The sequence below is a fragment of the Thioclava arctica genome (assembly GCF_040892615.1).
GTDB lineage: Bacteria > Pseudomonadota > Alphaproteobacteria > Rhodobacterales > Rhodobacteraceae > Thioclava > Thioclava arctica.
On record NZ_JBFRYC010000005.1, the window covers coordinates 178518 to 200094 of the forward strand.

The window sequence follows — 21577 nt, forward strand, 5'->3', positions numbered from 1 at the left end:
CTACTCTCCCTTGAACGCTTGCAGCACCTGACGCGTGGCTGCGACCAGAGGTTCATGCGTTTCCTTCAAAATCTGGACCCGATCAAAGCGGTCCGGATCGGCATTGACCGCGTGTCGCAGTGCAGCGCCAAAGGCCATGCGCAGCTCGGTTCCGATATTGAACTTGCAGATTTTCGAACCGCGCGCCAGCGCCCGGCGCTGCGCCACCGGCACGCCCGAGCCGCCATGGATCACCAGCGGCACTTCGGTCAGGGCCTCAATGGCGCGGATGCGGGACTCATCCAGCCCGCCCTCTTTACCCTGCTGCAAATGCACATTGCCCACAGAAATCGCCATCGCATCGACGCCAGTTTCGCGGGCGAAACGCGCGGCTTCGTCTGGGTCGGTGCCGGCTGATCCTTCGCCGCCCGAATACCCGACAAAGCCGATCTCACCTTCGCAGGAGACACCCGTCGCATGGGCCAATTCCGCGATTGCCGCCGTCTCGTCGATATTTTGCGCCAGCGGCTTTCGCGAGCCGTCAAACATCACCGAAGTGAAGCCGCACTCAATGGCCTCCTTGCACTCCTCAAAGGTGTAGCCGTGATCGAGATGGGCGACGACGGGCACGCTGGCCCCCTCGGCCAAGTAGCGAAACATCTGGCCAAGGATCGGCAGCGGCGTGTGGGCGCGGCACGATGGCCCGGCTTGCAGGATCACCGCCACGCCCTCGGCCTCGGCGGCGGCGACATAGGCGCGCATATCCTCCCAGCCCAGCGTGACCAATCCGGCCACCGCATGGTGCTGGCGCAGCGCGGGCTGCAAGACATCGGCAAGGGTTACAAGGCTCATTTGAACTTTGCCACCATGTCCATGATGCCCGGAATAGTGTGCAGTTGGGCGGCATGGGTGGGTTGGAAATACTGCTTCAGGCTGCGCTGGCTCAGCCCGCCGAGGATGGTGAAGTAATACATCTCGTAGCCCGGCAGCACCGCGCAGGGGTGATAGCCCTTATCGATCAGGATCGTCGAGCGATCCATGATGTGATAGGCATCGCCCGGCTTGTTATCCTCGCGCTGCAGCATCTGTAGCCCCGAGCCGTAATCGGGGCGGAAGCGGAAGTTGTAGGTCTCGTCATGGCGCGTCTCGTCGGGCAGACGGTCAGTGTCATGCTTGTGGCTTGGGAAGCCCGACCAGCCGCCTTGCCCCACGGTGTACAGCTCACTCACCAGCAGACGACCGACCTTGTCGTGATGCTTGCTGCCAAGGATATGCTTGATCTTGCGATGGGTCTTGGTGTCATCCGAGCCGTATTGCACCTTATCAAGCGCATCGGCGCGCACATCGAAGGGTTCAAGCACCTTGTCGTATTTCGCCCCTGCGATGAAGGTCTCCGTGTTGTCCGTAAGACAGGTGATGCGCACGCGGGTGCCGACGGGAACGTAAACGCCCTCGGGCTCGCCATCCCAGACATCCACGGTGCGGTTGCCGATCCCTTCATACACTGCGCCTTCGACATCCACATCGACCGTGCCGGTGGCGGGCACCACGCAGGTTTCATAGCCGGGCACGGCATAGTCGAAACTCTCGCCCTTCTTCAGCTTGATGATGTTGAAATAGTTCAGCGGGACGAGGTCGTGATCGACGTCCACGATGGGCTTGTTCTGGTTGTCATGGGGCGCGATATGCATGGCGTCTCCTATTCAGCTTTGTGTTGGGCCGGGATGGGTGGCGAGATAGGCATCCAGCTCGGGTGTGTCGGGCATGGCGGGGGCGCAGCCGGGTCGCGACACGACGATTGAGGCGCAGGCCGAACCGCGCAGCACCGCCTCGCCCAAGGGTCGCCCCCGTGAGAGCGCGTCGAGGAACCCGGCCATGAAGCTGTCGCCCGCCCCGGTGGGTTTGAGCGCGGTGGTGGGGAAGATGCCGCTGCGCAGCGCTGCGCCATCGGCAAACGTGACCGAGCCTTGCGGCCCCATCTTATAAACCACGATCGCCGCACCCGAGCCCGCCAGGTCGCGCGCCTTGTCCATGCCCTGCGCGATCCCCCCGGCCATGAAGCCGAACTCTTCGTCATTGCCCACGATCACGTCAGACAGCGCTGCGGCGCGCGAAAGAACGTCTTGCGCGACCTGCGGAGAAGGCCAGCTATAGGGGCGGTAATCGACATCGAAAATGATCGCCAGCCCGGCCGCGCGCGCCATTTCAAACGCCCGAAACGCCGCACTGCGCGAGGGTTCAGCGGCAAAGATGGTGCCCGCTGAGACCAGCGCGCCATAGCGCGAGAAATCCACCGCCTCGGCATCGGCCAGGCTCATTTGGAAATCGGCGGCATTGTTGCGATAGATGACGCTTTGATGCTCTTCCATGCGCGTTTCATAGAGCGCCAGAGAGGTGCGTTGCTCGCCCCGGATGCGCTTCACCAGCGAACGGTCCACGCCATAGGCATCAAGCTGAGCCTCGCAATACCAGCCCACCGCGTCATCGGACACGCAGGTCATCAGCGCGGCCTTGCAGCCCAGCTTGACCAGCCCCGCCGCAATATTGGCCGCACTGCCGCCCATCGCGACCATCATGGTTTGGGCCTCGCGCAGACGCGCGCCGGGCGGGTCCGGTGTCAGGTCCATGCCCACCCGGCCGAGCACCAGGAAATCGCGCTTGGCGATTGCGGCGAGCACCATCACACACCCTGCCGCTGTTTGTGGCGACTGGATTCCCAGTCCTCATGCGCGTCGCGCACCTTCGCGCTGTCAGACACTTGTGGCGTGCCGACCTCCCACCAAGCATGGCCTTGCGTGGTCCAGCCCTCGTAAGGGTCGACATCCATCACGATCACATAGGTTTTCTCCGAGGCCTTGGCGCGCCGAAAGGCCTCGGCTAGCTCGGCGGGGTTGGCGACTTTTTCTGCCGCCGCCCCCATTGCCGTGGCATGGGCCACGAAATCAACGCCGAACGGTTCGGGGATGGTCGGACAATCGGCGAGCAGGTTGTTGAAGCTCTCGTTGCCGGTGTTGTTTTGCAGCTTGTTGATCACCGCAAAGCCGCCATTGTCCAGCACCAGCACGATCAGCTTTTTCTGGCTGAGGACCGAGGAGTAAATATCGGAATTCAGCATCATGTAGGACCCGTCGCCGCAGAAAGTGATGACGTCCTGATCGGGTTCGCGTTCGGATTGCGCGATGCGTGCGCCCCAAGCGCCTGCGATTTCGTAGCCCATGCAGGAAAAGCCGAATTCCACATCGACCGTGCCGATATCCAGTGTGCGCCAATTCGCTGTGACTTCGGCAGGCAGCCCGCCAGCAGCGGCCACCACACGGTCGCGCGGATCGCAGAGCGCATTCACCACGCCAATCGCCTGCGCATAGGAATTGGGGCGATTGCCGGCGGCGACGTTCTTGGCAACATACGCATCCCAAGTCTTGCGCTCATCCTGCGCCCCGCTGACCCACTTGGGGGGCGCGGTATAATCGAGCGCCTCTGCCAGCGCCGCAAGCGAAACGCGCGCATCACCCACCACCGGCAGGGAGAAATGTTTCATCGCATCATGGCGCGCGGCGTTGATCGCAATGATCTGCGCATTCTGCGCAAAGGCGGTCCACGACCCGGTTGTGAAATCTTGCAAGCGCGTGCCGATGGCAAGGATCACATCGGCCTGCTCGGCAATCGCGTTGGCGCTGTCTGATCCCGTCACCCCGATCGGTCCGATATTGAGCGGATGCGTGGCCGTCAGATTGGCGCGCCCGGCGATGGTTTCGACCACGGGGACCTGGTGGGTCTCGGCGAATTGGGTCAGCGCTTCGACCGCGCGGGAATATTGGACCCCGCCGCCTGCGATGATCATCGGGCGCTTTGCCGATTTCAGCAGCGCCACCGCATCTGCGATTTCGGCGGGGTCGGGGGCCTGGCGGCGGATACGATGAACCTTCTTGGCAAAGAACGCGGCCGGATAGTCATAGCTCCAGCCCTGCACATCTTGGGGCAGCCCCAAGAAAGCCGGGCCGCAATCTGCTGGGTCCAGCATCGTGGCCAGCGCATTGGGCAGCGATTGCAGGATTTGCGCCGGGTGACAGATGCGGTCCCAGTAGCGCACGACCGGCTTGAACGCGTCATTCACCCCGAAGGTCGGGTCGGAAAAATTCTCCATCTGCTGCAAGACTGGGTCGGGCAGGCGGGTGATGAACGTATCGCCACACAGCAACAGCATCGGCAGCCGGTTGGCATGGGCCAAAGCCGCCGCCGTCAGTAGATTCGAGGTGCCCGGCCCGGCACTCGCGGTGCAAAACATAAAACGCTGACGCAGCCATTGCTTGGCATAGCCCGCCGCCGCGAACCCCATGCTCTGCTCATTCTGGCCACGATAAAGCGGCAACGCGTCCTGCACCCCGTGCAGCGCCTCACCCAAGCACGTCACATTGCCATGGCCGAAAATGCCAAAACCCCCGCCGCACAGGCGCAGCTCTTGCCCGTCGATCTCGATGAACTGATTGGAAAGCCAGCGGATGATCGCTTGGGCGGTGGTCAGGCGAATTGTGTCTGTCGGCGTTGTCATGTCAGCGCGAACCTTTTTGTCGGGAAAATTCGGACGGATGCCGAACACAGCTTGCGGGGTTACGATTCTCAGGATACAACTTTTGCAACCGGTTGCAAATTGTAATTCAAGATCTCGGAGGAGGTTGCGGTGTCTCGGATCGGGATTGGTATTCTGGGCGGGGGCTATATGGGTAAGGCCCATGCGGTGGCGATGTCCGCCGTCGGGGCGGTATTCGACCCTGCTCTGCGCCCGCATTTGGAAATGGTCTGCGCCTCAAGCGCGCAAAGTACTGAACGCTATCGCACTGCCTATGGGTTCACACGCGCCACCGATGATTGGCGCGTGCTGGTCAACGACCCGGCTGTGCAGGCGGTGATCATCGCCAGCCCTCAGGAAACCCATCGCGACGTGGCACTGGCCGCGTTTGCGCTGGGCAAGCCGGTGTTTTGCGAGAAACCGCTGGGTGCGTCACTGCAAGACAGCGCCGAGATGGTGGCAGCCGCCGAAGCCTCGGGCGTGGCGAATATGGTCGGGTTCAACTATATCCGCACCCCCGCCAGCCAGTTCGCGCGCGAGCTGATTGCGCGCGGCGAGATTGGCGAGATTACCTGGTTTCGCGCCGAGCATACCGAGGATTTCTACGCCGACCCGCAGGCCCCGGCGAGTTGGCGCACGCAAGGCGCGGCCAATGGGACGATGGGCGATCTGGCGCCGCATATCCTCAACGCCGCGCTGGCGCTGATCGGGCCGATTGCGCGCGTCATGGCCGAAATCGAGACCGTTCACACCACCCGCCCCGGCGGTCGCGTCGACAATGACGATCACGCCCAGATGATGTGCCGCTTTGAAAATGGCGCGATGGGGCAGATCTATGTCTCGCGCATCGCGACGGGGCGAAAGATGGGCTATGCCTATGAAATCACCGGCACAAAAGGCGCAATCCGGTTCGATCAAGAAGACCAGAACGCGCTGTGGCTGTATCGGGCCGAGGGGCCCGAGGCCACGCGCGGGTTTACCAAGATCCTGACGGGCCCCGCCCATCCCGATTACGCCGCCTTCTGCCAAGGCCCCGGCCACGGCACCGGCTATCAGGACCAGATCATCATCGAGGCGCGCGACTTTTTAAGTGCCATCGCGACGGGGACGCCGGTCTGGCCGACCTTTCGCGACGGGCATGAGGTGAACCGGGTGATCGCTGCCGCAATGGCCTCGGCGCGCGCGCAAAAATGGCAAGATATCGCGACATTTTCCGGATAGGAGAGGCAAGAGAATGGCTATTAGAATTGGCAATGCGCCCTGTTCATGGGGTGTCGAATTCGCGCAGGACCCGCGTAATCCGAGTTGGCAATCGGTGCTGCAGGATTGCGCCGATGCGGGCTATAAGGGGATCGAGCTTGGCCCCGTCGGCTTCATGCCCGAAGACCCCGCCATTTTGGGCGAGGCGCTGGCGAAGCATGACCTTGAGTTGATCGGCGGCGTGGTGTTTCGCGCCTTTCACGACCCCGCGCAATGGGACGATGTGCTTGATGGCACGCATCGCACCTGCAAGGCGTTGCAGGCCCATGGCGCGCGCCATCTGGTGCTGATCGATTCCATCTCACCGCGCCGCGCGCCCACTGCCGGGCGCGCCGCTGAGGCCGAGCAGATGGACGCGTCCGAATGGGCTGCCTATCGCGACCGGATCGCGCAGGCGGCAAGGATCGGGGCGCAAGACTATGGGTTGACGGTGGGCATTCACGCCCATGCTGCGGGCTTTATGGATTTTGAACCCGAACTGGAACGCCTGCTTGATGAGGTCGATGAAGATATCTTGAAAATCTGCTTCGATACCGGGCACCATTCCTATGCGGGCTATGACCCGGTGGCCTTCATGAAGCGCCATATCGACCGCATCTCTTACATGCATTTCAAGGATATCGACCCGCAGGTCAAAGCCCGCGCTGTGGCTCAGCGCACCGGGTTTTACGACGCCTGCGGTCAGGGGATTTTCTGCAATCTCGGGCAGGGCGATGTCGATTTTCCCGCCGTGCGCCAAGTGCTGCTGGACGCGGGGTTCGAGGGCTGGTGCACGGTCGAGCAGGATTGCGACCCGCTGCTGGACCCGGACCCCGTTGGCGACGCCAAAAAGAACCGGAAATATCTTGAATCCATTGGATTTAACTAAGGAGCGCGCGTGATGGCAAAACTGAAATGGGGCATGATCGGGGGCGGCGAAGGCAGCCAGATCGGGCCAGCGCACCGCCTTGGCGCAGGGCTGGATGGGGCGTTCGAGTTCAGCGCGGGTGCGCTGGATCATCGCCCCGAGGCCGGGCGTGAGTATGGGCAGCGGCTGGGACTGGCCGCCGATCGCGCCTATGGAGATTGGCGCGAGATGCTGGAGGGCGAGCGCGGGCGCGAAGACCGCGTCGATCTGGTCACCGTCGCCACCCCCAACGCGACGCATTTCGAAATCACCAAAGGGTTTCTCGAAGCGGGCTTTCACGTGCTGTGCGAAAAGCCGATGACGATGACGGTCGAGCAAGGCGAAGAGATCGTCAACCTCGCGCGCGAGACCGGCAAAATCTGCGCGGTGAATTACGGCTATAGCGGCTATTCGCTGGTGCGCCACATGCGCGCGATGGTGGCGCGCGGCGATCTGGGGCAAATCCGTCTGGTCAAGGCCGAGTTCGCCCATGGCCATCACGCCGATGCCGCCGATGCCGACAATCCGCGGGTGCGCTGGCGCTATGATCCCGCGCAGGCGGGCGTGTCGGCGCAGTTTGCCGATTGCGGTATTCACGCGCTGCACATGGCGAGCTTCGTGATCGGACAAGAGGCGCGGATGCTCTCGGCTGATACGGTCAGCTGCATTGCCAGCCGCACGCTCGAAGATGACGCGATGGTCAATCTGCGCTTTGACGGGGGCGCGGTCGGGCGGCTCTGGACCAGCTCGATCGCGATCGGGCGTCAGCACGGGCTGACCTTGCAAGTCTTTGGCGAGAAGGGCGGTTTGCGGTGGGCGCAGGAACAGCCCAACCAGCTGTATTGGATGCCCTTGGGCGAGCGTCTGCAGGTGATCGAACGCGGAGAGGCCAATCTGTCCCCCGAGGCCGATCGCACCAGCCGCGTCACGATTGGCCATGCCGAGGGGATGCCGCTTGCCTTCGCCAATATCTATGCCGATCTGGCCGAGGCCATCCGCGCCGAGAAAGAGGGCCGTAGGATGGACCCCGCAGCTAACCTATATCCGCGCGCCGAAGATGGCCTACGCTCGATGGCGGCGGTGTTTGCGGTGGCGCAAAGCGGTCACGCCGAGGGTGTCTGGGTCGATGCACGCCCGCCGATGTTTCGCTAAGTGAGCGGGCGCAATGTCGCTCGCTCAATCACGCTGCAGGGGAAGATTCGCGCCTCTGGATAGCGGTCGGGTTCGTTCAGCATCGCCACCATGAGTTCAATCGTGGAGGCGATGATCTGGCGGATCGGCTGGCGGATCGTCGTGAGGTTGATGTTCTCCCAGCGCGCCATTTCCATGTCGTTGAGCCCGATGATCCCGATATCGCCGGGCACATCCAGCCCGCTTTCGCGGATCGCGGACAGCACACCGATGGATAGGACGTCATCGCCGCAGAAATAGGCCTCGGCAGGGCGTGCACGCAGCAGGCGCAGCATTTCGCGCCGACCTGCGTCAAACGAATAGTCGTCGGCAAAGGAATAGCTGGTCTTGATCGCGCGATGCGCCGAAAGTTCGGTCATGAAGCCGCTATAGCGATCCTGCGTTGAGGTCGCTCCTTCGGGCCCGCCTAGAAAGGCGACATCGCGATAGCCATGCGCGATCAGCGTGCGCGCCGCCATCCGCCCGCATTCCACGTTGTCGATCCCCACGACATGCACCTGCGGTGCCGCCGAGGCCCGCCCGAACGCATGCACCACCGGAATGCCGACATCGCGAAACGCCTTGGCAAAGCCGGGCGGCAAGGTGGAGGACGCTACCACCACCCCATCGACCGAATATTGCCGCAACATGCGCACCGAGGCCTCGGGGTCGGTCTCATCCGAAAGATTCACCAAAAGCGGGCGCAAGCCGCGATCTTGTAGGCCGCGAGTGAACAGGTCGAACACTTCCAGAAAGATCGGGTTGTGAAAGTTGTTCGACACCAGCCCGATCAGCTTGGTGCGCCCGGTGGTCAGCGACGAGGCCAGCGCGTTGGGGCTATAGCCCAGTTCGCGCGCTGCCTTCTCGACCTTGCGCCGCATCTTGTCCGAAACCGAGGCCCCTTGCGTGAACACGCGCGACACCGCCGAGCGCGAAACCCCGGCGCGTTGTGCAACCTCTTTCAACGTAACGGCCATTCCGGTCTGCTCCCTTTTCGCGTGTTGCGCGGTTTCTAGCGCGTATCGCAACTCTGCACAGCTTGAAAGAGCGCGATCATTTTTGCAACCGGTTGCAAAAATGATGCCGACATGCTTTACTCCGACTCGGAGGGGCAAAGGCGAGACGCGCATTTGCCGGGAGACAGTCAATTTTTGGGAGGAAATCATGACGTCACTGATGAAACATCTGGCGCTGGCGGCTGTTGTCGCAGCAGCGCCCCTGATGGCGGCCACTACGGCCTCGGCAGAGGGTGAGAAATACATTCTCGTCAGTCACGCCCCCGACAGCGACAGCTGGTGGAACACGATCAAGAATGGCCTTGCTCTGGCGGGCAAGCAGATGGATGTGCAGGTCGAATATCGCAACCCGCCGACGGGTGACTTGGCCGATATGGCGCGCATCATCGAGCAGGCCGCCGCCTCGCACCCGACCGGCATCATCACCACCTTGGCCGATTACGACGTGCTTTCGGGACCAATCCGTAATGCCGTAGATTCAGGTATTGATGTGGTTATCATCAATTCCGGTACGCCCCAGCAGGCGCGCGATCTGGGCGCGCTGATGTATGTCGGCCAACCGGAATATGACGCAGGGCTCGCAGCCGGGCAGCGTGCCAAGGCCGATGGCGTGAAAAGCTTTCTCTGCGTGAACCACTATATCAGCTCGCCCTCCTCGACCGAACGCTGCCAGGGCTTTGCCGATGGGCTGGGGGTCGAACTGGGCAACCAGATGATCGATTCCGGGCAAGACCCGTCCGAGATCAAAAACAAGGTGCTGGCCTATCTTTCGGCCAATCCCGATACCGATGCCGTGCTGACGCTTGGCCCGACCTCTGCAGACCCGACCATTCAGGCGCTGGAAGAGAACGGCATGGCGGGCGACATCTATTTCGGCACGTTCGATCTGGGTGAGGAAATCGTTAAGGCGATCAAGGCAGGCATCATCAATTGGGGCATCGACCAGCAGCCCTTCTTGCAGGCCTATCTGCCGGTGGTCGTGATGACGAACTATCACCGCTACGGCGTTCTGCCCGGCAATAATATCAACTCCGGCCCCGGCTTTGTGACCGCCGATGGCTTGGAAATGGTCGAGAAATTCGCCGGCGAGTACCGCTGATCTGATGTGAATCCGGGGGCGGTCGTTGCGCATTGGCCGCCCCCTCTCTCTTTTCTCTTTCTCGGAGCCTCAACGCGCCATGTCACACGCCCACACCCAATTGCCCGATGACGAGAGGATCAAGTCGCGCTCGCGTCTGCGCGAAGCCCTGATCCGCCCCGAACTCGGCGGCATCGTTGGCACCATCGTCGTCTTTGCCCTGTTCGCGGTTTTCGCCTTTGATAGCGGCATGTTCAAAAGCCAAGGCATCATGAACTGGAGCCAGGTCTCGGCGCAATTCATGATTATTGCGGTGGGCGCCTGCCTGCTGATGATCGCGGGCGAGTTCGACCTCTCCGTGGGGTCGATGATCGGCTTTTCGGGCATGATGATCGCGATGTTCTCTGTCACGTTGGGCTGGCCGGTCTGGCTGGCGATTCTCGTGACCTTTGTGCTGGCGCTGGCGATTGGGGCGCTCAACGGCTTTATCGTGGTGCGCACCGGGCTGCCCAGTTTTATCGTGACGCTGGCCTCGCTGTTCATCCTGCGCGGCTTTACGATTTATTTCCCCCAAACGATTGAGCGCAAGACCATCATCGGCGGCGTTTCCGAGGTCGCCCAAGGCGATTGGCTCGCGGCGGTGTTTGGCGGCAAGATCCTCACGGGTCTGTTTACTTGGCTGGGCAATGCCGGGCTGATCGCCACCTTTGATCGCGGCCTGCGCAAGGGCCAGCCGGTTGTCGATGGCGTGCCGATGCTGATCGTCTGGGCGCTGGTTCTGGTGGTGATCGGTCATATCGTGCTGACGCGCACGCGGTTCGGCAACTGGATATTTGCCAGTGGCGGCGATGCGCAAGCAGCGCGCTATGCCGGTGTGCCGGTGAACCGCGTCAAGATTTTGATGTTCATGTTTACCGCCTTCTGCGCCACCGTCTTTGCCACTTGCCAAGTGATGGAGTTCGGCTCGGCCGGGGCGGATCGCGGCTTGCTGAAAGAATTCGAGGCGATCATCGCCGTGGTGATTGGCGGCGCCCTTCTGACGGGTGGCTATGGCAGCGTCATCGGTGCCGCGCTTGGTGCGCTGATCTTTGGCGTCGTGCAGCAGGGGCTGTTCTTTGCCGGTGTCGAAAGCTCACTATTCCGGGTGTTTCTGGGCGTCATTCTGCTGTGCGCGGTGATCCTGAACACCTATGTCCGTCGCCTGATTACCGGGGAGAGATAAAATGAACCCGCATGCTCCCATCATCCAGATGAAGAATATCGAAAAGCATTTCGGCTCGGTGATCGCGCTGGCCGGGGTCTCGCTTGAGGTCTTTCCCGGCGAATGTCATTGCCTGCTGGGCGATAACGGCGCGGGCAAATCGACCTTCATCAAGACCATGTCCGGGGTGCATAAGCCCACCAAGGGCGAGATCCTGTTCGAGGGCAAACCGCTACACTTCGACCGCCCGCGCGATGCGATCAATGCGGGAATCGCGACCGTCTACCAAGACCTTGCGATGATCCCGTTAATGTCGGTCAGTCGCAATTTCTTTATGGGAAACGAGCCTTTGCGCAAGGTTGGGCCGCTCAAATTTTTTGACCATGAGCACGCCAATTCGGTGACCATGGAAGAGATGCGCCGCATGGGCATCAACCTGCGCGGACCCGATCAGGCAGTGGGCACGCTGTCAGGCGGCGAGCGCCAGACGGTGGCGATTGCGCGCGCGGTGCATTTCGGCGCGAAGGTGCTGATATTGGATGAGCCGACCTCGGCGCTTGGGGTGCGCCAGACTGCGAATGTGCTTTCGACCATCGACAAGGTGCGCAAGCAAGGCATCGCGGTGGTGTTCATCACCCATAACGTGCGCCACGCGATGGCGGTGGCGGATCGCTTTACCGTGCTTAATCGCGGCAAGACCTTGGGCACCGCGCAGCGCGGTCAGATCACGCCCGAGGAGTTGCAGGATCTCATGGCTGGCGGTCAGGAACTGGTTGAGCTGGAAGGCAGCCTTGGTGGCACCGTCTGAGGGCGAGCGCTTTCGTCGTTCGCGTTAAAGCCTAAGGTAAGTCCGGCCCGGTTCCTTCAAAGCCCTATCCAAGCACCTGCGCGACCGACCGGAGCCGATTAGGCCCAAGCTCTCTTCTCACCTGAGGATCGAAAAACCGTTCAGGAATGCGCCGGGTGCCATGCGGGTTTCTGCATTTCTCAAGCTGCTCCAGCTTGGGTCCATCGGTGAGGCGACCTTTCCGAAAGATTCGCCTGCAACGCCCGCATCCTGCGACAAAAGGCTCGACGACTAGGTTTCGGAAAATACGCCCCTGTATGCCCCAAAGGGGCTTTCGACGACCAAACGCTAAAACCCGGCTCAGTGAGCAGATAAGTATTTTCTATTTTTAGGAATTTAAGTGGTGCCCGAAGGCGGACTCGAACCACCGACACGCGGATTTTCAATCCGCTGCTCTACCAACTGAGCTATTCGGGCACTCTGGCCTTACGGCCTTGCTGGGCGGTTACTAAATCAGGGCGGGGAAGCTGTCCAGAGGGATTTGTCAGAAAAATGAACGCGAGTGCCGGGGGGCCGGTTAGTGCGGCTTTTGCGCGCCGCCCTGCAAGTCGTCTGGATTGATGGGCGCGTGTTCTTCTTCCTCGACGGCGTCGCCGGGAATGACGTAAGATCCGTTCAGCCAACGCGCCAAATCCACATCCGCGCAGCGTTTTGAGCAGAACGGGCGGTATTTCGGATCAGATTCTTTCGCGCAGATCGGACAGCTCACACCACATCTCCCAGCAGAGAGCTTAGAGCAACACGGTCGCGCTTGCGCTGCAACTCGAAATTTCCAAGCGGTGTCCAGCCGGCCAACGAGGCCTCGGCCTCGCCTTTGAACGAGGTGCGTAGCTGTTGTTCAAGCGGCTGGCGATCGCGTTTGGGCATTGGGGCGAAATCGACGGTGACCTGCCCTCCCAGCCCACGCAGGCGCAACTGGCGCGGCAGGGCCCGCGCGGCGGCGATATTGGCCTTGAGCCCCGCTGCCGGCGACGTATCATTACCAGTATTCACATCCACAGCAATCAGTGCGCGGGTGGGTTCGATCATCATATGCGCGCCCCAGTCCAATTCGACGCGCGGCTGTAACAGCGCCTCGATCGCGTCGGTCGCGCCATGATCGTCAAAGCCGCCCTCAACCACCTCATCTGGTGCCGGATCAGCCCAGTCGCGCCACGCCTCTTCATGCGGGCTGGGCGCATCGACAAGCAATTCCGGCGCGCCTGAGAGATCGGCCATCACAGCCTCGGACAGGGTGCGCATCGCAGCGATATCCTCGGCGATGTCAGTCGCGTCGGCATGCGCAGCAACCGAGCGCAGGATCAACCCGGCCTGCGCGCCCGACATCTCCGCCTCGGCCAGAGATTGCAGGCTGGCGCGTAAGTCTTCGTCGCGAATTCGGCGTGAGATATTCAGTCCGGGCGCGCCGGGGGTGACAATCGCGTGGCGCGATTTGAACAAGACCCGCAGCGTGACGGGCAGCGCCTTGCCGGGCTCGCTCCCGCCCGAGACCTGAACGATCACGGTTTGGCCCGGGCTCAATCCCTTTACCTCGCGCAGAAAGCCGCGCGCGCCTTGGGGTAGATCGACGAACACTCCGCCTTGCCCCTTCATCTGGCGCCCGATCACGCCACGACAGATCGCGCCGGGGGCCAGCGCCACGCCCGGATCAATCAGCAAATCTTCCAGCTGCCCATCCACCATCAACGCAGCCGCCTCACGGCCCGCGATTTGATCCAGCAGAATGACCCGTCCAATCATGCCCATTCTCCCTTGATGCCAGCAGCGGCCAACAATGTTGCGGTTTCGCTTAATGGCAGGCCGACGACGCCCGTGTAGCTGCCTTGCAGCCACGGCACGAACGCCCCGCCAAGGCCCTGAATGGCATAGCCACCCGCCTTGCCACGCCATTCGCCACTGGCCAGATAGCCATTCACGTCTTCATTGCTGAGCGGTTTGAACTTGACCACGGTATCGACCAGCCGCTCGCGCAGGCCAGACGCGCTGCGCACAGCGATCGCTGTCAGTACATGATGACGTCGACCCGACAGGAGCCACAGAAACTCTGCCGCCTGCTTTTCGTCATCGGGTTTGCCCAGAATGCGGCGGCCACAGGTCACGGTGGTATCGGCACTCAGGATCACCTCATCAGCGGCCATCTCAAGCGCCATCGCCTTTTCGCGCGCCATGCGCGTCACATAATCGCGCGGCGACTCCCCCTTGGCGGGGGTCTCGTCGATTTCGGCAGGGCGCAGGGCGGCAGGCTCCAGACCCAATTGGGCCAAAAGCTCCCGCCGACGCGGACTTGCCGATCCCAGAATAAGTTTCAACAGATCCGCTTACTTGAAACGGTAGTTGATGCGACCCTTCGTCAGGTCATAGGTGTTCATTTCCACCTGTACCTTGTCGCCTGCAAGAACGCGGATGCGGTTCTTGCGCATTTTGCCTGCCATATGCGCGATGATCTCATGGCCGTTTTCCAGCTCGACCCGAAATGTCGCGTTAGGCAGGAGTTCCTTAACGACACCGGGAAATTCGAGCATTTCTTCCTTGGCCATGGTCACTCCGTATTTGAAAACCCGCAGATTGTGCGGGCGAGCGTTAAATGCGCCCGCAAGCGCAAAATTTCAAGCGTAATGTCTAGCAGGAGCGGGCTTTTCCCTCACGGAGTTGACCATTTGGGTGAGAATTGCACCCCAGAGCCTGCACAGACAGGGGTTTGCGGGCGCAAGGGCTGTGGCAGATCGGCCTGAAACGCACCTGAGTCGCAGCTTACAGCCTGGGCGCGCCAAACCTGGCAACCAAGTGGCCTCTGATCTGGTCGCGTGTGTCACGATAAGCCGCCAGTTTGGCGTCGCGACTCTCGCCAATGCCGGTGGGGTCAAGAATCGGCCAATATTCCACATCAAGGTGGAAAAACCGCGTGAATTCTAATGCTTGACGCTGAGACGCTGGTGAAAGCGCGACGACCAGATCAAACGCCGACAGATCATCGCCCCATTCCTGCAATTCGCTAAACGAGCGCGACCGATGCCGCACCAGATCGACCCCGATCTCGGACATTACCGCGATAGTGAAACCGTCGATCTCAAGATCCGCCTTCACGCCCACGGATTGGACGTAAACATCGGTGCCGTAGAATTTCTTCATCATGCCTTCAGCCATTGGCGAGCGTGTCGCATTATGGTCGCAGGCAAAAAGCACCGAGGAGGGAAGATCGCCCATCCGTTACCTCGGCGCCAGAACAGCGACAAGGGTGAATAATCGACGCGCGGTATCGATATCGAGCTCGACCTTGCCTTCAAGGCGCTCTTGCAAGATCCGCGCCCCTTCGTTGTGAATGCCCCGGCGCGCCATGTCGATCGCCTCAATCTGGCTGGGCGGCAGTTTCTTAACGGCTTCGAAATAGCTTTCGCAGATCTGGAAATAGTCCTTCACCGCTTGGCGAAACGGGCCAAATGACAGGTGAAATTCGGCAACTTTAACCCCCGTCTCGGTTTGCGTATCAAACACCAGCCGCCGGTCGCGTACCCCAAGGTTCAGTGCAAAGGGCCCGGACGGTGCGGGCTGTCCATCGCGACCGGGCAGGATAAAGCTGTTATCCTCAAGCAGGTCATAGACCGCGACTTTGCGCTCTTGCTCGATCTCGGGCGAGGGGGCGGGCAAGCCGCCAGTGTCCAGCACAAGCTGGCTGATCCGGGCCATCAGCGATCTCCTTTGTTGAGCGCATCCAGACGCGCGCGCACACTCAACCCATGCGCCTCGAGGCTTTCCGAAATCGCCAATGTCTCGGCCGCCGGGCCAATCGCCTTGAGCGCACCGGGCGTCATTTTGGCCAGCGTGGTGCGTTTGAGGAAGTCCAGCACCGACAAGCCGCTGGAAAACCGCGCCGAACGCGCCGTGGGCAGAACATGGTTTGGCCCGCCGATATAATCGCCGATCGCCTCGGGGGTATAGGCGCCTAGGAAGATCGCGCCGGCATGGGTGATCTGTTCGGCCAGCGCATCTGGGTCGGCGACGCATAGCTCCAGATGTTCGGGTGCAACCCTATTTGACAAAGTTGCCGCCTCGTCCAGATCGCGCGCCACGATCACCGCGCCGAAATCGCGCCAGCTTGCGCCCGCGATCTTGCGCCGCTCCAGCGTTTGCAGGCGCGCCTCGACGGCCTTCGTCACCGCTTGGCCAAAGGCGGCATCGGTGGTGATCAAGATCGCTTGCGCGCTTTCGTCATGTTCGGCTTGGCTAAGCAGGTCAAGCGCGATCCAGTCGGGATCGCCTGTGCCATCCGCGATCACCAGAATTTCCGACGGCCCCGCGATCATGTCGATGCCGACACGTCCAAAGACCCGCCGCTTGGCTGCCGCAACAAAAGCATTGCCCGGCCCGGTGATCTTATCCACCGGCACGATGGTTTCAGTGCCATAGGCCAGGGCCGCAATCGCCTGCGCGCCGCCCACCCGATAAACGGTATCGACGCCCGCGATCTGCGCCGCCAGCAACACCAGCGGATTAACCACCCCGCCGGGCGTCGGGCAGGCAACGACCAGCCGTTTTACCCCGGCCACCTTGGCGGGAATTGCATTCATCAGAACCGAGGACGGATAGCTTGCCAATCCGCCGGGCACATACAGTCCCGCCGCGCTGACCGGACCCCAGCGCCAGCCCAATTCCGCGCCAGCGGCATCGGTCCAGCGCTGATCCTCGGGCATTTGGCGGGCGTGATAGGCGCGGATGCGTTCTGCGGCGAGTTCCAGCGCGGCGCGCTCGGCCGCAGGGACCTTGGCAATCTGCGCGGCAATCTCGTCAGGCGAAAACGCCAGCGTTTCATCCGTCAGATCAAGACGGTCGAATTTCGCCGTCAACTCAATCAACGCCGCATCGCCGCGCGCACGCACATCCGCGATAATAGCGGCCACAACCGCGTCGACATCAGGGCTGTCTTCACGCTTCATGCCCAAAAGCTCGGTGAAGCGGGCCTCAAACCCCTCCGCGCGCGTGTCAAGAAACTGCACCATCACTCGACTCCTTGTCCGCCATCGGAATTAGACAGTCTGGCCCGCCCCCGCAAGCGCCGCTCCGGCTTTCGGGGTGTTTTCGCGTTTCATCTGGCTCGAAATACTCCCCGCGGAGCGTCCAGCAGAAGGTTCGGGAGCCTCCGGCGGGAGTATTTCGAGCTAGATGAAACCGGTGTCAGTCAGGATGACGCGGCGCTTTGCCCGAGGGGGCGCGGTAGGGGCGTTCGACATCGCGCAAATCGACATCGAGACATTCGACATCGGCCGCAATTGCCCCATCGCCAGCCAGCGTGAAAACGACCCGTCCCGCCCCGTCTTGCGCAGGCTCAAAGGCGATATCAAGGAGCGAGAGCACGACGTCTTGATCGCCGCGATCAATTCCCTGACTCGCGACATGGGTGACATCAGAGACCACGAGAAGCGCGCGCACGCGTTCGTAGGGGCGTCCTTCGGCCTCGGCCTGTGCCTTGTCTTCCCAACGAAAGCGATTGATCAGCAATGCCAACCGGCGTGCTTTGGCCTCCCACACGATCTCGGTGATCGGCAGAACGGCGTCTTGCACCAATGCGGCCATTACCGACAGATCGGCCTGCGTTTCGGCGCGCAGGGATATTGCGCCTTCGCCACCCTCGTCGAATTTCGCATCTACCATGATGTTCCCTTTATGCGCTGCGGCAGTTTCACGTTTCACCTGCGCGAAACGATCACTCGCCTTTAACTCGCTCGATATGTGCACCGACCGCGCTGAGCTTGTCTTCAACTCTCTCATAGCCGCGATCGAGGTGATAGACCCGGCTGACCATCGTTTCGCCTTCTGCCGCCAACCCTGCGAGAATCAGCGAAACCGAGGCACGCAAATCCGTCGCCATCACCCGCGCGCCGCGCAGCTTGTCGACGCCATGCACTGTTGCGTGACCGCCATGCACCTCGATATTCGCGCCCATGCGCAGCAGTTCGGGGGCGTGCATGAAGCGATTCTCGAAGATCTTTTCTTCCAGAACGCTGGTGCCTTCGGCGGTACATAAAAGCGCCATCATCTGCGCCTGCAAATCGGTGGGGAAGCCGGGGAAGGGCTCGGTCACCACATCGACGGCGCGGATTCGACCGTTCTTACGACTCACCTTGATGCCCGCTTTGGTCTGCTCGACCGAAACGCCCGCGGCATCGAGACGCTCGCAGAAACTTTCGATCAGTTCGATTCGTCCGCCAAGACATTCCACCTCGCCGCCGCAGATTGCGGGGGCGAGCATATAGGTGCCCAGTTCAATCCGATCAGCGACCACCGGGTGGGTTGCGCCGTGCAGCCTGTCCACGCCCTGAATTTCGATCGTTCCGGTGCCGTCGCCCTCAATTTGTGCGCCCATCGCCCGCAGGCAATCGGCCAGATCGACAATCTCGGGTTCGCGAGCGGCATTTTTCAGCACCGAGGTGCCCTTCGCCAACGTGGCCGCCATCAAGAAGTTTTCCGTCGCGCCCACCGAGGCAAAGCGCATTTCATGCACCGCGCCTTTCAGCCCGCCTTGCGTTTTGGCGTGCAGATAACCGTCGCGCAACTCAATCTGTGCCCCCAAGGCGGTCAGCGCATCGACGTGAATATCCATCGGACGCGCGCCGATCGCGCAACCACCGGGCAGGGACACCACCGCATGGCCCAGCCGCGCCAGCAACGGCCCAAGCACTAGATTCGAGGCGCGCATCTTGCGCACGATGTCGTAATCGGCGACCGGATTGATCTCGCCATGGCACGAAGCGGCCAGCACCTTGCCCTCTTGCAGTGCCGTCACCTCGGCGCCGAGAGAGGCCAGCAATTCGGTCATCGTGCGGATATCGCTGAGGCGCGGCGCGTTGGTCAGCGTCAGCGGCTCTTCACTGAGCAACGTGGCCGGCATCAGCGCCAAACAGGCATTCTTGGCCCCCGCGATCGGAATTTGCCCCTTGAGCGGGCCACTGCCGCGCACGATGATACTGTCCATTCAACTGCCCTCGTTCTTATCATTTTGCGACGTCGCCGCATCGTTCTTGCGCGCGCGCGCCTGTGCCTTGCGCTTTTGTAGGTTGGCGCGCAAGGCCTCGGCCAGGCGCTCTTCCCGGCTGGGTTTGGGTGCGCGCTTGGCCCCGGACGTTTCGCTATAATCCTGTGTCATGGCGCCTCGTTTACCCTGCAAGGCAAATCCTGTCGAGAGAGAGGGCAGATTTGCCCTTGCACCATGGCGCGATTGCGTCTAAATCCCCGCCCACGGTCGGAAACGACGCTGTAACGGCGCTGTGGTAGCTCAGTGGTAGAGCACTCCCTTGGTAAGGGAGAGGTCGAGAGTTCAATCCTCTCTCACAGCACCACCCAAGCCCTTAAAATCAATATACATTTTCGAGAAGGTCGCGTATTGCGGGGAGAGATCGGATTGCCGCGTGGTAATTTTTTGTTCGATTTATCTCAAATGGTGAGACCCAATCTTTCCGCAGAAGCCGTTCTACGATAATCGAAGCCTTCCCGATCACAGACACGGAGAGATCATTGCAGCTTGGATCGTGGGCGCGCCGGAGCTGTGCTCATGGAAAATAACATTAAGGACTTCTATCGTGACCAAATCGCCCATTTTAATGCGTCCGCGATGATCCGGTTTTGAGAAGACTTGCCATTGACGGCTTTATGCAGGACTCAGAAACTCTTCATGCATAATGCGATGATTGAGGAATTAGGTTTGGAGGCGGATCAAACTGTCTGGACGCATCAGGTCCACTTCCGGCTACATGAGGCTCGGAAGCGGACCCTAAAGGGTGGGCGTGGCACGTTTCCCCGCTGAACCAAATAGAGAGCATTGTGGCCTTGCGCCAGTTTCTCACCCACCGCGCGCCCGAGGTCTTAAGCCAGCCCCTGACGGTAAATGTTGAAATAATCACCTGTGCTGGCCCCAAAGGGCAAAAATTGCTTTTGCGACAAGGCTCTTGTGGAAACCCTAAGGGAGAACACAGGTGAGCAATGTCTCGAAAACAATTTCGGGGGAAGGGGCAGCTTCTCTGATCCGAGAACCGCTCTTCAGATTTCTTTGACGTTCTCTGAGTTTCTTTGTTGATGCTCAGAGAACGTCAAAGAAGGATGAAGACATTGGACGAAGTTAGGAATCCATTCGCTCCTGATGCGGGAACACCCCCGCCGGAGTTGTCGGGGCGCGACAGTATCATCCATGATGCGACCGTTTCCATGCAGCGAGCACTCCAGGGGTGACCTGCAAGAAACCTTATGCTGATCTGGCTTCGAGGGACCGGGAAGAACGTCCCGCTTAATCGAATCGCCAAGGACGAAGGGTTCCTCGCGCTTCGCATTGAAGATCCAGAAAAGGATGATTTCGCGCGTCAATTCACCATCGCAGCCAAAACCGCCCTGCTGCGTCTGAGCAACGTAGAAAAGGCAAAGAGTCTCGCAATTAGAGGACTCAGGGGCGTCGCGAGCTTTATTGCCACTCTCAAGTTTTCTCATGGAGATGTTTCTGTCTCGGTCGATCCACTACCAGGATACGCGGACACCCAGCATAAAGGGATCAGTCGTCGTTGTAGGCTGTCAGCAGTCGGTAAATTCCGAGGCTGGCAAAAGCTGGACAGGACTGCAGCCATAGGCGTGCTTACCGGCAATGGAAGCGACGCAGGTTGATTTGCATCACGGCGCCGCTCCAGCTAATCATCGAGAGTGTCACAAGGTGTTCTTCGATTTATTCAGCGGAGATTCTCATGAATTCGCCCCGGCATGACGGCGCAGGCGCGCGACTTCCGTTCCGCGCGACCCTCTACTTTCTTGCACTGACTTTTCTCATCACCTGGAGCGTGATTGGGATCTACGTGCTCGCCCCCGAGCAAGCATCCAGCTGGTTCGGCGCGATCAGCGGATCACACCCGCTCTTCTTTCTCGCAACTTGGGCGCCGGCGATCGCGGCTTTCGTGCTCGTCCTCTCTCATGGCGGCGCATCCGGGCTGCGACGCTTCCTGTCGCGGCTGCTGCTCTGGCGCGTGTCGGCGGGATGGGGGGCTTTTGTCTTGATCGGCCTGCCGCTGGTCTTCGTCGCCGGGTCCCTGATCAAGGGCGGCCCCGTGCTGGCGCCGCTTCCGCCTGAGGGGGCCAGCCCTATCCTCGCGGTCATGGCCATGATGCTCTTTCTCGGCCCTATGGAGGAGTTCGGCTGGCGCGGCGTCCTGCAGCCTCTGCTCCAGCGCCACATGGCCCCGCTCTGGGCAGGACTGCTGATCGGCGTGACCTGGGGCTTTTGGCATTTTCCCGCATTCTACCTTTCCGGCACGGTGTTTGGCGGGTGGCATTTCCTGCCTTTCTTTCTGGGCAACGTGGTCCTCGCCGTGCTCGTAACGCCGATCTTTAACCGGACGGGGGGTAGCCTGCTTTGGCCGATGCTTTTCCACTGGCAACTCATCAACCCGTTCTGGCCCGACGCCCAGCCATGGGACACCTGGCTCCTCGTAGGTGTCGCGGCAATCGTTGTCTGGTGGAACCGGAAGACCATGCTAAGCCGTAAGGGCGCCGTGACCGAGGTCATACCGACCCCGGCCCGTGCAGCGCCGCTAACGGCGGGCTGAG

At 61.1% G+C, this 21577-nt stretch carries 23 protein-coding genes and 2 tRNA genes; 9 read left to right on the forward strand and 16 right to left on the reverse strand.

What is annotated here, in order from left to right:
• Genes AB4874_RS10640 through iolD form a run of 4 tightly spaced genes read right to left on the reverse strand, consistent with a single transcriptional unit; the run spans nucleotide 1 to nucleotide 4528 of the window.
• Nucleotides 1-831, reverse strand: a complete 831-nt coding sequence (locus AB4874_RS10640; protein ID WP_295533018.1) for a class II fructose-bisphosphate aldolase — start codon at nucleotides 829-831, stop codon at nucleotides 1-3.
• Nucleotides 828-1670 (reverse strand): 5-deoxy-glucuronate isomerase, encoded by an 843-nt coding sequence (locus AB4874_RS10645; protein WP_368391968.1) that lies wholly within the window; start codon nucleotides 1668-1670, stop codon nucleotides 828-830. The genes AB4874_RS10640 and AB4874_RS10645 overlap by 4 nt, the downstream gene beginning before the upstream one ends.
• Nucleotides 1671-1682: 12 nt before the next feature.
• Nucleotides 1683-2660 (reverse strand): 5-dehydro-2-deoxygluconokinase, encoded by a 978-nt coding sequence (gene iolC / locus AB4874_RS10650; protein WP_368391969.1) that lies wholly within the window; start codon nucleotides 2658-2660, stop codon nucleotides 1683-1685.
• On the reverse strand, nucleotides 2660-4528 hold the full coding sequence (gene iolD / locus AB4874_RS10655; protein ID WP_368391970.1) for a 3D-(3,5/4)-trihydroxycyclohexane-1,2-dione acylhydrolase (decyclizing): 1869 nt from the start codon (nucleotides 4526-4528) through the stop codon (nucleotides 2660-2662). The genes iolC and iolD overlap by 1 nt, the downstream gene beginning before the upstream one ends.
• Before the next feature lie 129 nt (nucleotides 4529-4657).
• Between iolD and AB4874_RS10660 the strand changes: the two genes are divergently transcribed.
• From AB4874_RS10660 to AB4874_RS10670, 3 genes are read left to right on the forward strand one after another with little or no spacing between them, the layout of a single operon-like run.
• Nucleotides 4658-5767: a Gfo/Idh/MocA family protein gene (locus tag AB4874_RS10660; RefSeq protein WP_368391971.1), complete on the forward strand. Its 1110-nt coding sequence runs from the start codon at nucleotides 4658-4660 to the stop codon at nucleotides 5765-5767.
• Between the two features lie 13 nt (nucleotides 5768-5780).
• Nucleotides 5781-6674 carry a TIM barrel protein gene (locus AB4874_RS10665; RefSeq protein WP_368391972.1) on the forward strand — a complete coding sequence of 298 codons (894 nt, stop codon included), beginning with the start codon at nucleotides 5781-5783 and terminating at the stop codon, nucleotides 6672-6674.
• Nucleotides 6675-6686: 12 nt separating this feature from the next.
• The gene (locus AB4874_RS10670) at nucleotides 6687-7844 is read left to right on the forward strand and encodes a Gfo/Idh/MocA family protein (protein ID WP_368391973.1); all 1158 of its coding nucleotides are present in this window, start codon (nucleotides 6687-6689) and stop codon (nucleotides 7842-7844) included.
• Here the strand turns inward: AB4874_RS10670 and AB4874_RS10675 are convergent.
• A complete protein-coding gene (locus tag AB4874_RS10675; RefSeq protein ID WP_295533025.1) occupies nucleotides 7841-8839 on the reverse strand; it encodes a LacI family DNA-binding transcriptional regulator in 999 nt (332 codons plus the stop codon). The two genes, AB4874_RS10670 and AB4874_RS10675, sit on opposite strands and share 4 nt — an antisense overlap.
• Before the next feature lie 187 nt (nucleotides 8840-9026).
• Here AB4874_RS10675 and AB4874_RS10680 point away from each other — a divergent pair, with 187 nt between their 5' ends.
• From AB4874_RS10680 to AB4874_RS10690, 3 genes are all read left to right on the forward strand, one after another.
• The gene (locus AB4874_RS10680) at nucleotides 9027-9977 is read left to right on the forward strand and encodes a sugar ABC transporter substrate-binding protein (protein WP_295533026.1); all 951 of its coding nucleotides are present in this window, start codon (nucleotides 9027-9029) and stop codon (nucleotides 9975-9977) included.
• A 79-nt stretch (nucleotides 9978-10056) separates the two neighbouring features.
• Nucleotides 10057-11178, forward strand: a complete 1122-nt coding sequence (locus tag AB4874_RS10685) for an ABC transporter permease (protein WP_368391974.1) — start codon at nucleotides 10057-10059, stop codon at nucleotides 11176-11178.
• Between the two features lies 1 nt (nucleotide 11179).
• Nucleotides 11180-11965 carry an ATP-binding cassette domain-containing protein gene (locus AB4874_RS10690; protein WP_295533028.1) on the forward strand — a complete coding sequence of 262 codons (786 nt, stop codon included), beginning with the start codon at nucleotides 11180-11182 and terminating at the stop codon, nucleotides 11963-11965.
• Between the two features lie 380 nt (nucleotides 11966-12345).
• On the opposite strand, the gene AB4874_RS10695 is transcribed toward AB4874_RS10690, so the two are convergent.
• The 11 genes from AB4874_RS10695 to AB4874_RS10745 all read right to left on the reverse strand — a co-directional run bounded on the left by AB4874_RS10695 (nucleotide 12346) and on the right by AB4874_RS10745 (nucleotide 19142).
• A tRNA-Phe gene (locus AB4874_RS10695) sits at nucleotides 12346-12421 on the reverse strand.
• A gap of 100 nt (nucleotides 12422-12521) precedes the next feature.
• Nucleotides 12522-12713 carry a DNA gyrase inhibitor YacG gene (locus tag AB4874_RS10700; RefSeq protein WP_295533029.1) on the reverse strand — a complete coding sequence of 64 codons (192 nt, stop codon included), beginning with the start codon at nucleotides 12711-12713 and terminating at the stop codon, nucleotides 12522-12524.
• Complete coding sequence (locus AB4874_RS10705; protein ID WP_368391975.1) at nucleotides 12710-13744, reverse strand: ribonuclease E/G; 1035 nt, start codon at nucleotides 13742-13744, stop codon at nucleotides 12710-12712. The genes AB4874_RS10700 and AB4874_RS10705 overlap by 4 nt, the downstream gene beginning before the upstream one ends.
• Nucleotides 13741-14313 (reverse strand): Maf family protein, encoded by a 573-nt coding sequence (locus tag AB4874_RS10710; RefSeq protein WP_295533031.1) that lies wholly within the window; start codon nucleotides 14311-14313, stop codon nucleotides 13741-13743. The genes AB4874_RS10705 and AB4874_RS10710 overlap by 4 nt, the downstream gene beginning before the upstream one ends.
• Nucleotides 14314-14322: 9 nt before the next feature.
• Nucleotides 14323-14541: a translation initiation factor IF-1 gene (gene infA, locus AB4874_RS10715; RefSeq protein WP_010397442.1), complete on the reverse strand. Its 219-nt coding sequence runs from the start codon at nucleotides 14539-14541 to the stop codon at nucleotides 14323-14325.
• A 214-nt stretch (nucleotides 14542-14755) separates the two neighbouring features.
• Nucleotides 14756-15208, reverse strand: a complete 453-nt coding sequence (locus AB4874_RS10720) for an arsenate-mycothiol transferase ArsC (protein ID WP_295533032.1) — start codon at nucleotides 15206-15208, stop codon at nucleotides 14756-14758.
• 3 nt (nucleotides 15209-15211) lie between these two features.
• Complete coding sequence (locus AB4874_RS10725; RefSeq protein ID WP_295533033.1) at nucleotides 15212-15688, reverse strand: UPF0262 family protein; 477 nt, start codon at nucleotides 15686-15688, stop codon at nucleotides 15212-15214.
• Entirely contained in the window at nucleotides 15688-16998 is a 1311-nt protein-coding gene (gene hisD, locus AB4874_RS10730) for a histidinol dehydrogenase (protein WP_368391976.1), read from the reverse strand. Before hisD ends, AB4874_RS10725 begins: the two co-directional genes overlap by 1 nt.
• Nucleotides 16999-17173: 175 nt before the next feature.
• A complete protein-coding gene (locus AB4874_RS10735) occupies nucleotides 17174-17650 on the reverse strand; it encodes a DUF2948 family protein (RefSeq protein ID WP_295533035.1) in 477 nt (158 codons plus the stop codon).
• Between the two features lie 52 nt (nucleotides 17651-17702).
• The gene (gene murA / locus AB4874_RS10740) at nucleotides 17703-18971 is read right to left on the reverse strand and encodes a UDP-N-acetylglucosamine 1-carboxyvinyltransferase (protein ID WP_368391977.1); all 1269 of its coding nucleotides are present in this window, start codon (nucleotides 18969-18971) and stop codon (nucleotides 17703-17705) included.
• Nucleotides 18972-19142 carry a hypothetical protein gene (locus AB4874_RS10745; protein WP_295533037.1) on the reverse strand — a complete coding sequence of 57 codons (171 nt, stop codon included), beginning with the start codon at nucleotides 19140-19142 and terminating at the stop codon, nucleotides 18972-18974.
• Between the two features lie 118 nt (nucleotides 19143-19260).
• Here AB4874_RS10745 and AB4874_RS10750 point away from each other — a divergent pair.
• From AB4874_RS10750 to AB4874_RS10760, 3 genes are all read left to right on the forward strand, one after another.
• Nucleotides 19261-19335 (forward strand) — tRNA-Thr (locus AB4874_RS10750).
• A 901-nt stretch (nucleotides 19336-20236) separates the two neighbouring features.
• Nucleotides 20237-20644 carry a hypothetical protein gene (locus AB4874_RS10755; RefSeq protein WP_368391978.1) on the forward strand — a complete coding sequence of 136 codons (408 nt, stop codon included), beginning with the start codon at nucleotides 20237-20239 and terminating at the stop codon, nucleotides 20642-20644.
• A gap of 77 nt (nucleotides 20645-20721) precedes the next feature.
• Nucleotides 20722-21576, forward strand: coding sequence for a CPBP family intramembrane glutamic endopeptidase (locus AB4874_RS10760; RefSeq protein ID WP_368391979.1), 855 nt, complete (start codon nucleotides 20722-20724; stop codon nucleotides 21574-21576).
• Nucleotide 21577: the final 1 nt, after the last annotated feature.

What these genes read in the sequence shown, in the direction of transcription:
- AB4874_RS10640 (WP_295533018.1), bottom strand. Translation starts at nt 831, where the DNA reads ATGAGCCTTGTAACCCTTGCCGATGTCTTGCAGCCCGCGCTGCGCCAG.
- AB4874_RS10645 (WP_368391968.1), bottom strand. Translation starts at nt 1,670, where the DNA reads ATGCATATCGCGCCCCATGACAACCAGAACAAGCCCATCGTGGACGTC.
- iolC (WP_368391969.1), bottom strand. Translation starts at nt 2,660, where the DNA reads ATGGTGCTCGCCGCAATCGCCAAGCGCGATTTCCTGGTGCTCGGCCGG.
- iolD (WP_368391970.1), bottom strand. Translation starts at nt 4,528, where the DNA reads ATGACAACGCCGACAGACACAATTCGCCTGACCACCGCCCAAGCGATC.
- AB4874_RS10665 (WP_368391972.1), top strand. Translation starts at nt 5,781, where the DNA reads ATGGCTATTAGAATTGGCAATGCGCCCTGTTCATGGGGTGTCGAATTC.
- AB4874_RS10670 (WP_368391973.1), top strand. Translation starts at nt 6,687, where the DNA reads ATGGCAAAACTGAAATGGGGCATGATCGGGGGCGGCGAAGGCAGCCAG.
- AB4874_RS10675 (WP_295533025.1), bottom strand. Translation starts at nt 8,839, where the DNA reads ATGGCCGTTACGTTGAAAGAGGTTGCACAACGCGCCGGGGTTTCGCGC.
- AB4874_RS10680 (WP_295533026.1), top strand. Translation starts at nt 9,027, where the DNA reads ATGACGTCACTGATGAAACATCTGGCGCTGGCGGCTGTTGTCGCAGCA.
- AB4874_RS10685 (WP_368391974.1), top strand. Translation starts at nt 10,057, where the DNA reads ATGTCACACGCCCACACCCAATTGCCCGATGACGAGAGGATCAAGTCG.
- AB4874_RS10690 (WP_295533028.1), top strand. Translation starts at nt 11,180, where the DNA reads ATGAACCCGCATGCTCCCATCATCCAGATGAAGAATATCGAAAAGCAT.
- AB4874_RS10705 (WP_368391975.1), bottom strand. Translation starts at nt 13,744, where the DNA reads ATGATTGGACGGGTCATTCTGCTGGATCAAATCGCGGGCCGTGAGGCG.
- infA (WP_010397442.1), bottom strand. Translation starts at nt 14,541, where the DNA reads ATGGCCAAGGAAGAAATGCTCGAATTTCCCGGTGTCGTTAAGGAACTC.
- AB4874_RS10720 (WP_295533032.1), bottom strand. Translation starts at nt 15,208, where the DNA reads ATGGGCGATCTTCCCTCCTCGGTGCTTTTTGCCTGCGACCATAATGCG.
- AB4874_RS10725 (WP_295533033.1), bottom strand. Translation starts at nt 15,688, where the DNA reads ATGGCCCGGATCAGCCAGCTTGTGCTGGACACTGGCGGCTTGCCCGCC.
- hisD (WP_368391976.1), bottom strand. Translation starts at nt 16,998, where the DNA reads ATGGTGCAGTTTCTTGACACGCGCGCGGAGGGGTTTGAGGCCCGCTTC.
- AB4874_RS10735 (WP_295533035.1), bottom strand. Translation starts at nt 17,650, where the DNA reads ATGGTAGATGCGAAATTCGACGAGGGTGGCGAAGGCGCAATATCCCTG.
- murA (WP_368391977.1), bottom strand. Translation starts at nt 18,971, where the DNA reads ATGGACAGTATCATCGTGCGCGGCAGTGGCCCGCTCAAGGGGCAAATT.
- AB4874_RS10745 (WP_295533037.1), bottom strand. Translation starts at nt 19,142, where the DNA reads ATGACACAGGATTATAGCGAAACGTCCGGGGCCAAGCGCGCACCCAAA.
- AB4874_RS10755 (WP_368391978.1), top strand. Translation starts at nt 20,237, where the DNA reads ATGCTGATCTGGCTTCGAGGGACCGGGAAGAACGTCCCGCTTAATCGA.
- AB4874_RS10760 (WP_368391979.1), top strand. Translation starts at nt 20,722, where the DNA reads ATGAATTCGCCCCGGCATGACGGCGCAGGCGCGCGACTTCCGTTCCGC.